Source organism: Mesorhizobium sp. M1A.F.Ca.IN.020.06.1.1, assembly GCF_004023265.1.
Lineage (GTDB): Bacteria > Pseudomonadota > Alphaproteobacteria > Rhizobiales > Rhizobiaceae > Mesorhizobium.
The window spans coordinates 1-8,492 of record NZ_RZSR01000158.1; the positions used below are offsets into that span (position 1 = coordinate 1).

The following is an 8,492-nucleotide window of genomic DNA, read 5'->3' on the forward strand; positions in this document are numbered from 1 at the left end:
GTCCGGCACAGGCGTGTGGGCATGAAGCGTGATCGAAAAGCGGATGAAGAGCGCCAGACTCTCCAGGATCACCTCGGCATCGCGCCTGACGTGGGCAAGGTCGCGGGAGAGCCGGTCAAGCCTTACGCCGTAGCGCCGATCGAACTCGTTCTCGCCACGCCGCTCGATGAACGCCTCGACCGCCTTCGCCACGATCGCTGATTTGGTCGTTGACGGATCGCGACTGAGGTTGTCCAGTTTCTCGCTGAGCTCCGGCTCAAGCAGAAACTGATGGCGAATGCGGTGGGGCTTCATGCGGCTCGTTCCGACGGCCCGGCGTTGCGCCGGCGACGGGAGAAGGATCGGCCAGACGCTCAAAATTGCTTATGGCCGTTATCTACGCTGAGATGCGCTCTGCAACTCAGCGGACTTCAGAAGCCGGGAATGACATCCTTGTCGTCGCCCCTGCCCTCGTTGATACCGTAGGCGCGGGCCGCAGTGGAAATCCGATCCATGACACGCTTGTCCGCGAGCGCTTCGCTGTCATCGTCTGCGGGCTTCAACAGATCGGCCTGATCGGGCTCTTGAGAGACAACAACGTCTTCTACGGGCAGGCTTGGATGGCGTTGCTGCTGAACGCCTCCCTCGTCTTCAACTGGCGCGTCGGCGCTTTCGTCGTCCGCAGCAAGTCGGCTATCGACGCTGCACACTTGTCCAGTCCAGCCGTCCGGGCGTGATGCAGGGCAGTCCGCATAGGGACCGTCGCGCAGCACCGGCGCAGGCAGCACCCGGTCTGTGAAATTCTGATCCTGATAATAGCGCAGCTTCTTGGCGCGGATCGGCGGCAACCCAGAAACCAGGACCAATTCGTCTGACGGCGGCAATTGCATCACCTCGCCTGGCGTCAGGAGCGGGCGCGCGGTTTCCTGGCGGCTCACCATGACATGCGAAAGCCAGGGCGCAAGCCGATGGCCCGCATAGTTGCGCATCGACCTAAGTTCGGTTGCGGTGCCGAGGGCATCCGAGATGCGCTTGGCCGTGCGTTCGTCATTGGAGGAAAAGGCAATTCGCACGTGGCAATTGTCGAGAATAGCATTGTTCTCGCCATAGGCCTTTGAAACCTGGTTCAAAGATTGTGCGATCAGATAGGAGCGAATGCCATAACCTGCCATGAAGGCGAGCGCCGTCTCGAAGAAGTCGAGGCGACCGAGCGCCGGAAACTCGTCCAGCATCATGAGCAGTTGATGCTTACGGCTCTTCTTCGGGTCCCCCTCCAGGCGCTCCGTCAACCGCCTGCCGATCTGGTTCAAGATCAGTCGCACCAAAGGCTTGGTGCGCGAGATATCCGAAGGCGGCACGACCAGATAGAGCGACAGCGGTCGCTCTCCATCCACTAGGTCAGCGATGCGCCAGTCGCAGGACGAAGTGGCCGTCGCGACCGTTGGATCACGATAAAGCCCGAGAAAGGACATGGCGGTCGAGAGGACGCCTGAGCGCTCGTTCTCCGACTTGTTCAGGAGTTCGCGAGCCGCCGAGGCCACTACGGGATGGACCTGAGGGTTATGCCCCGTCCCGAGATGGTTTGTCGTCATCATCCGCTGTAGCGTTGCGGCAAACGAGCGTTGCGGGTCCGACAGGAAGGTGGCGACGCGGGCCAGCGTCTTTTCCTCTTCAGCGTAGAGCACGTGCAAAATGGCGCCAACTAGGAGTGAATGGCTGGTCTTCTCCCAGTGGTTCCGTCGCTCCAGCGCGCCCTCGGGATCGACGAGGATGTCGGCGATGTTTTGAACGTCTCGGATCTCATCTGGGCCTTTGCGTACCTCCAGCAGCGGGTTGTAGCGTGCCGATCTCTGGTCGGTCGGATTGAACAGAAGGCAGTACGAGAATTTCGACCGCCAGCCGGAGGTCAACTGCCAATTTTCGCCTTTTATATCATGAATGATGGCAGACCCGGTCCAGGAAAGTAGCGTTGGAACAACCAGCCCCACGCCCTTGCCCGAACGCGTCGGCGCAAATGCCATGACGTGCTCCGGGCCGTCATGGCGCAGATAGCGATCGTTCAGCCTACCGAGGAAAACGCCCGCCGGCCGTAACAACCCTGCCGTCTCGACCTCATGAGTCGTGGCCCACCGTGAAGACCCATAGGTCGTAACCGACCCGCGCTGTCGCGCGCGCAAAAGCGAGCCAGCGATTGCGGCGGCACAGCCCAGGAATCCGCTGGCGCCTGCAAGCGTACCGGCTTTGTCGAAGACCTCCGGCGCATAAGCATCGAAGTGGAACCACCATTCAAACAGCTTCCACGGCTTGTAGATTGGCCAGCCGGCGAAGAGAAACCATGGTGCGCCGAGAGGCGTCTGGTAGGTCAGCATTTGAGCGCACCATTGGGTTGCCGTCCATACGCCGATAATGACAATTGCGCACACAACGGCGATCTGCCCGATCAGTAGCTTCGTAGGTGTCATCGGCTTGGCCCGCTGAACAACGCGACCTAGCATCGCGCGGCGCAGCCGGGACAGGAATGTTCCTCACATACGATTTGGGAGCAATGAACGACTTCCTACGTATCAGGTCGGTCAGCACGCGTGTTGCGCCTTCACGCGACACCATCCGCCACTCCATCCTTTCCATTCACCCTGAGGCCCGGCGCCGCCGACAGTTGCGTGACCGCTCCTCCGCAAAGTTATCTTCTGCGTTCAGGGAGCCACGGCGCCTGGGCTGGCTGATGAACACCGTCCGCTCGCGCATGTGGGGTCGAATTGATTTGTGCCCAAGTGGAGGCAGGCTCGTCTTCCAACAGTTGCCGCAGTTCCCCTGGCTCGAACGCCATCATCGGTGGGGAAGCGGGTTCATCCTCCAACAGTTGCCGCAGTTCCCCTGGCTCGAACGCCATCATCGGTGGGGAAGCGGGTTCATCCTCCAACAGCTGCCGCAGTTCCCCTGGCTGGAACGCCATCATTGGTGGGGAGGCAGGCTCGTCCTCCAACAGTTGCCGCAGTTCCCCTGGCTCGAACGCCATCATTGGTGGGGAGGCAGGTTCGTCCTCCAACAGTTGCCGCAGTTCCCCTGGCTCGAACGCCATCATTGGTGGGGAGGCAGGCTCGTCTTCCAACAGTTGCCGCAGTTCCCCTGGCTCGAATGCCATCATCGGTGGGGAGGCGGGTTCATCCTCCAGCAGCTGCCGCGGCTCTTCCTCGTGCGGCAAGCGCCTCCTTAGCCGGTCTTGCAGCGCCTGCCGATCGGCAACGAGGTTGTCGAGGGGCAGCGGCTCGTGGTCTGGCCGCTGCCCTTTCACCAATCGTTCAACCAGCGCCCACGTGCCCTCCAGGACAAATACGCCGCAATCATAATGGTTCGTCTGTCTGGCCATGGGGGCTGGCGCCAAGGTGGCATTCAGCAGTCCTGCGAGCTGTTTTGCAGGCACGTCGTTATATCCCTCTCGCTGGAGGGAGTCGTAGTGATAGGCGAACCGCCTTTCCGGGTCGCGGCGATCAACGAGCAGCAGCGACCAATGGGTGCCGGGGCTAGTAGCCGTGCCATTATTCACTGGCAAGAACAGGAAGTCGGCTGTGGCGTTGTTTTGATTATAGATGGACTGCAATATGCCTCGAGCGTCTTGCGGCGACGTGTGTCGCAGTAGATGGGATACGGAAGGATCCACCAGCCGAGTCCGGGCAGCGAGCGCCGGATTGATCCCCTGCAGTTGCCCCTCCAGCAAATTGTAATCTCTCTGGATATGGGCGTCGCTCAGCCATTCGGCGGCGCCGAGCACCCGCCCCGTTGCAACGTTGGACGGGGCTGTCGGATCGAGCGCCCCGATCTGAGCCCCAGAGGAACTGGTAGTCAGTGTGGTCACATCAACCAGTGGAAGGCCGCGGTAGGTGCCTGGCAGCCTAGCGGTTGCTGGCGAGGCGGGTTGGGGAGCTCTTGCCGGTGCCGCTGGCCCAGCTTCAGCAGCGGCCCCAACGCGCCTGGTGACTGCGTCTGCCGGATGAGCAGAAAGGACAGTTTCGCGCCCGAGCACAATGCGCGGCAGGATATCCCGGAGGTGAGCCAATGCAGAACTGATACTTAGCCTATTACCATAGGAGACAGCCTTGAAGCTCTCAACATCTTTATCCAGCGATTTGTCGTGAATCCGAGCCGCAATCCCAAGCTTGTTATTTTGACGCAGGTACTGACTAAAATGTCTAAGAAAATTTGTATAGCCGCCCACGGTATCTGGATTCCGTCCGGTCGCAGGCGCTGCCAGGTACTCCTTGGTCGAAGCGGCTCTGTAATTTCTAATGAGCTCGGCATCGTCAGGATAGGGGATCACGACAGGGCGAGCCATAATCTGGGCTCCGCCTGTCGACTTCTTGAGGTAACGCAGTGCGCCAGCCACGGTGGAGGAACCACCCGTACTCTCGTACTCCTTGAGATCCTGATCCAGCGACGAATGGTAAAGCCGAGCAGCAAACCCTGGCTTGTTGTTTTGAAGGAGCCACCGACTAAAGCCGAAAAGAGAATTTACATTGTAAGTGACCGTGTTCGCTTTGGCCTTACCCGCGTGGAATGCTGCCCTCAGCCCTTCGATAGCGGTCGCATCGTTGGAATAGACAGGACGCTTGTCGGCACCGTCGGGGACTACAATTGGACGATCCGGCTGCACTGTCGAGGGCATCGACCCACCACCTCCGGGATGCGGTGCTGGGGTGGATTCGTGCTCATCCCTCTGCCTGACGAGCTGCGCCTCACATTCCGGTGTAGCCACCTTATGAGGATCCTGCATCGGTTCGATCCCCTCCATCTCCTGCTGCAACCAAGCCAAAGCTTGGCGAGCGGCCTGCGCGGCTTCATCAACCGCGGAGGATGTCTCCACACCTCTGGCGGACGCCGGCAGAGCCTGCTCCGCCCGCCGTCGAAAGAGCTCTGGCGAGGCGGATTTCTCCGCCCACAATCTGGGCTGCGTAGCGAGTCCCCGTCCAGATTTATGTGGCACCGCCTCGCTTGGCAGCGGGCTGCTCCTGTCCCGTGCAGCTACCAGCTCCTCCGGGGCGCCCTGGTCGCCGTGGCGCCAGTTCAAGTGAGGGACGGCCTCTCCAAAGTCGGGCGCTTGGTGTTGGTGCGCGGTTGGGGCGAGAGACAATGGTAGATCGGTGCCCTCCTTATAACCTACCGGCAGGAGCTCCTCTGGCCAATCGAATCCCTGCTGTGGTGCGGTATGCTGAGCAGCGTCGCCACGGGGACGAGCCTCCATGCTGACCGCGTTTTCCAGATGATTCCCGAGTATAACGCGCGGCGGGTTCTTGCGGAGATAAACCAGCGCAGATTCGATCGGAGCTCCACCATTAGAGGAGGCGGCCTTGTAGCTCTCAACATCTTTATCCAGCGATTTATCGTAAATGCGACCCGCAATTCCGAGCTTGTCATTTTGACGTAGGTAATGACTGAAATGGTTAAGAGCAGTTGCGTAGCCGCTCGCGGATCTGAAATGTCTGGTGAGCGCGGCGTCGTCAGGATGGGGGTTCAGGACAGCGCGACCCACAATCGGGCCGGCTCCGCCCATCGACTTCATCAATTGACGCAGTGCGCCAGCCACGGTGGAGGAACCACCCCTACTCTCGTACTCCTCGAGATCCTGGCTCAGCGACGGATGGTAAAGCCGAGCAGCAAGCCCTGGCTTGTTGTTTTGAAAGAGCCAACGACTAAAGCCGAAAAGAGAATTTGTGCTGCGAGTGACCGTGTCCGGCCTGGCTTTACCCGCAAGGAGTGCTGACTTCAGCCCTTCGATGGCGGTGGCATCGTTGGAATAAACAGGACGCTTGTCGGCACCGTCGGGGACCACAATTGGACGATCCGGCTGCACTGTCGAGGGCATCGACCCGTCGAGATGCGGTGCTGGGGTGTATTCGTGCTCGTCCCCCTGCATCACAAGTTGCGCCTCCCGTTCCGATGTACCCACCTGATGGGTGGGGAGTTGCATCATCACGCGAGCGCCTGAGTTGCCAACCTCACCTGGTTGCCGCTCAGTGACAGCATGCTGCAGATTGCTTTGGATCCTCTGCCTCTTCGTTGGTCTCAACTCACCTTTACCATGCGAGCCATTGACGAGGACCTCCTCGCCTGGCGCACCCATCAACTCGTCCGCCGCCTGCAGTTCGCCCAAGTGCTGCTCAAAACCGGCTTGGCCGGCCTGTCCGCTTGCTCGTGCGGTACGGCGTGCTGCACCTGCAGCCAAGCTGCCACGATGAATGTCTAGTTTGTACGGGTGCACGCTATCCTCACTTCCACAGATCACATGAGCAACCTACTCAGGCAAGCTTTCGAGAGGCTGACGAGGTCCGCCGCCGCGGAAGGCGAAGGCTGGTTTTCTGCTCAGCGGTTGACGGCCTCGCGTGTTGCGGCCGCGCCGGGTATCACGCCAATCAATCTGAATAGTCGATGCGTCAAACGAACCAGGATGGGATTTTCGTAGCGGGGCTGCTCTACTCACTCTTGTCCTGAGGGCAGAATTCAACCATATCGCCGAGCAACTGGATGCCGATTGGATACCCGATCCGGAAAGCTTCAGCTCCTATGTGACGCGATGATGAGGCCTGGTCTCGCAGCGGCATGCGTTCCGAGAGATGCTGCACCAGGTACGAGGCGACCTTATCCAACAAGGCACCACTTGCGCTGTTTTGTGGAGACGAGCGTCGGCATGCATCCATGCGGGTGCTTGAGTGGTGAAGACTCTGAACGACGGTTCCTATGGCGCTGCCGGCGCAATCAGCTGCTTGGGGACGCGTGACGCAGATCAAAGCTCCCCTTGCCGAGCACGGAGCAGGCGAGTGAGAGAGCAGATGAATAGGCGTGTCGCCAATATTTTCGCATTGCTCTAATCGATTATAGTTGTGAGGAGCAATTTGAGACCATTTACTTGCGGCTCAAGTCACCCATAAAAGAAGGCAAGCACCGATTCGGTAGCTTATCCCCTGTCTTTCGCGTACTCGCGGCCGTGGCGCCGGGTGAACGATTGAAGACCGCCGGTCTCACTCGCAGGTGGGTGCCAGGGCGTGGGGCGGTTGGCAAGCCACAGGAGTAGGACAATGTCGAAGGATTCGGGTAAGGGCGATAATCACGGCGGCGGACCGGGCAAGATCGAGATCACGGTGGTGGTGAACGGCCAGCCCACGCAGGTCGAAGCCAATCCCAACCAGCCGCTTCACGTCATTCGTACCAAAGCCCTTGAGAACACGCAGAATGTCGCCCAACCAGCCGAGAATTGGGAATTCAAGGATGAGGCCGGCAACTTGCTCGACGTCGACAAGAAGCTTGGCGATTTCGGTTTCCCGAATACTGTGACCCTGTTCCTCAGCCTGAAGGCGGGCGTCGCAGGTGCCTAAACCCCAAAGTGTGGATCCGGAGGTCTCCCGAGCGAAGTTTGATCGGGAGATCGGCCGGTTCCGGCCATATGCTGATGTCTATCGGGCTCAGGGCTGCTTCTTGATCGAGGCGACTTTTCCGCGCGCTTTCTTCATTTTCGCCAGCCCCAAGTTAAAGCCACGGGTGGTCAGCGCAGCGAGCGAGGTCGACTTCACCGACTACGACTTAAGACCACCGTCCGTGGTCTTCGTCGATCCGTTTACGCGTGATCCGATTGCCCGGAAAGATCTATACCTGAAAATGCTTAGACGTCCGCCGCTGCCCGGAACGCCGCCGGAGATGATAGGAGCTCTCATCCAGCAGAACGCCGTGCCGCTGACGGACTTCATCCAGGCCAACAGTCCCGAGGACGAACCATTCCTGTGCATGGCGGGCGTCCGGGAATACCACGACAATCCAGCCCATTCAGGTGATCCATGGCTACTTCATCGGGGTTCTGGCGAAGGCTGTTTGGCCTTCATCCTGGACAAGATCATCAAGTACGGAATCGTTCCTATAGAGCAGTTGCAGATTCAACTCCAACCGACAATCGTAGGAATGGTGGTATCCCCTCAGGCGATACAAGAATGACTGGTTTGAGAGATGTAACGATCGTGACTCTCCCGCGCGGCTGCATCTCGACCACGCATGGGCATCTGCGCTCAGTTGGTCGCGAGGGCAATGAGGGGATGGCACTTTGGGTCGGCGTTCAGGAAGACCGGCACTTTGCCGTAACAGAGACGGTTATCCCGGCGCAGCGTCACATTCGAACAAACGATGGCGTTTGCGTGATCGTTGCGGCCGAAGAACTGCACCGGCTCAATGTCTGGCTCTACAAAAGCGGCCTGAAACTCTTGGCCCAGATTCACAGCCATCCGGGCCGCGCCTACCATTCGACGACGGACGACGCTTATGCGGTTGCTACCACGGTTGGGTGTCTGTCGCTGGTGGTGCCGAATTTCGCCCGCGAGCCTTTCGATTTTGCTCGGGTCGCCGCCTATCGGCTTGACGAAAAGGCCAAATGGAATGCGCTCCCTCCCGCGGCACTGTCGCGAATGATCATGATATCGAGTTGAACAATGGCATTCGCTAACTTCATCGATCGCGCCGCCACGGCGGCATCTCAGGTC

At 59.6% G+C, this 8,492-nt stretch carries 6 protein-coding genes; 3 read left to right on the forward strand and 3 right to left on the reverse strand.

The features are described 5' to 3' along the window. The 3 genes from EOA60_RS09810 to EOA60_RS09820 all read right to left on the reverse strand — a co-directional run. Positions 1-294, reverse strand: a 294-nt coding sequence (locus tag EOA60_RS09810) for a CopG family transcriptional regulator (protein WP_128311291.1), incomplete at its 3' end; no start/stop codon positions are given. A gap of 116 nt (positions 295-410) precedes the next feature. Continuing rightward, entirely contained in the window at positions 411-2,441 is a 2,031-nt protein-coding gene (locus EOA60_RS09815) for a conjugal transfer protein TraG (RefSeq protein ID WP_127334878.1), read from the reverse strand. Between the two features lie 218 nt (positions 2,442-2,659). Next, complete coding sequence (locus EOA60_RS09820; protein WP_236387764.1) at positions 2,660-6,124, reverse strand: Ulp1 family isopeptidase; 3,465 nt, start codon at positions 6,122-6,124, stop codon at positions 2,660-2,662. Positions 6,125-7,046: 922 nt separating this feature from the next. Here EOA60_RS09820 and EOA60_RS09825 point away from each other — a divergent pair. The 3 genes from EOA60_RS09825 (at position 7,047) to EOA60_RS09835 (ending at position 8,438) form a co-directional block, all read left to right on the forward strand. Then, entirely contained in the window at positions 7,047-7,343 is a 297-nt protein-coding gene (locus EOA60_RS09825) for a DUF2604 domain-containing protein (RefSeq protein WP_024505654.1), read from the forward strand. Next, positions 7,336-7,953 carry a putative metal-binding protein gene (locus EOA60_RS09830; protein WP_091595799.1) on the forward strand — a complete coding sequence of 206 codons (618 nt, stop codon included), beginning with the start codon at positions 7,336-7,338 and terminating at the stop codon, positions 7,951-7,953. Before EOA60_RS09825 ends, EOA60_RS09830 begins: the two co-directional genes overlap by 8 nt. 98 nt (positions 7,954-8,051) lie before the next feature. After that, complete coding sequence (locus tag EOA60_RS09835) at positions 8,052-8,438, forward strand: Mov34/MPN/PAD-1 family protein (protein WP_245457098.1); 387 nt, start codon at positions 8,052-8,054, stop codon at positions 8,436-8,438. The last annotated feature ends 54 nt before the right edge of the window (positions 8,439-8,492 follow it).

Coding starts and splice junctions, on each gene's coding strand:
- EOA60_RS09815 (WP_127334878.1), bottom strand. CDS start 2,441: ATGACACCTACGAAGCTACTGATCGGGCAGATCGCCGTTGTGTGCGCA.
- EOA60_RS09825 (WP_024505654.1), top strand. CDS start 7,047: ATGTCGAAGGATTCGGGTAAGGGCGATAATCACGGCGGCGGACCGGGC.
- EOA60_RS09835 (WP_245457098.1), top strand. CDS start 8,052: ATGGCACTTTGGGTCGGCGTTCAGGAAGACCGGCACTTTGCCGTAACA.